This window comes from Streptococcus sp. 1449, from assembly GCF_013276805.1.
Lineage (GTDB): Bacteria > Bacillota > Bacilli > Lactobacillales > Streptococcaceae > Streptococcus > Streptococcus pseudopneumoniae.
Genome location: NZ_VMLS01000025.1, coordinates 1 through 671, shown reverse-complemented (window position 1 = coordinate 671; position 671 = coordinate 1). Strand labels below are relative to the sequence as shown.

Sequence of the window (671 nt, the reverse complement as noted above, 5' to 3'; positions counted from 1 at the left end):
ATCAATGGTTCCAAGTTGGAGACAAATGGTACTATGTCAATGAAAGCGGAAGATTAGCGGTTAATACTATAGTAGATGGTTATAAAGTTAACTCCAATGGGGAGTGGGTCAACTACTAGAACCTTGGATGTTGATGAATAACTGAGACATGTTTTGTCCGTCATAGAGATAAAAAGTTTATTTAGATAGTTTTCGTAGAAATTTCTACTTTAAGAAAAAGTCAATTTAGATGAGCTCTTATTGCCGGGTAAATGCCTTGCTAGTCGTAAATAAACTGTATATTTCCGACTTACTTAGGACTGGATACCACTAGTCGCAACTTAACAGTTCGCTTTAAGTGTTAAAATGCATATAGCTAGTTATTGGTTATATGCGTTTTTGTTCTTGATTATTTTATTTCTGTCTTGGAATATAGGTAAAATTATAGTAAAATAAAATTCTGTAAATCATGTTGGTAGATATACAGGAAGAAGAGTGTATTGTTGACAATACAGCACATAGAATCCAACATGTCCTTATACTCAAAAAATCAAAGAGCAAATTAGGAAGCTAGCCGTAGCCTGCTCAAAACACCGTTTTGAGGTTGCAGATAGAACTGACGAAGTCAGCTCAAAACACCGCTTTGAGGTTGTAGATGAAACTGATGAAGTCAGCTCAAAACACCGCTTTGA

1 pseudogene is annotated in these 671 nt (G+C 35.2%); it reads left to right on the top strand.

From position 1 onward, the window contains the following. A pseudogene (locus HT687_RS06275) lies at positions 1-119 on the top strand (N-acetylmuramoyl-L-alanine amidase family protein); the annotation flags it as partial. Between the last annotated feature and the right edge of the window lie 552 nt (positions 120-671).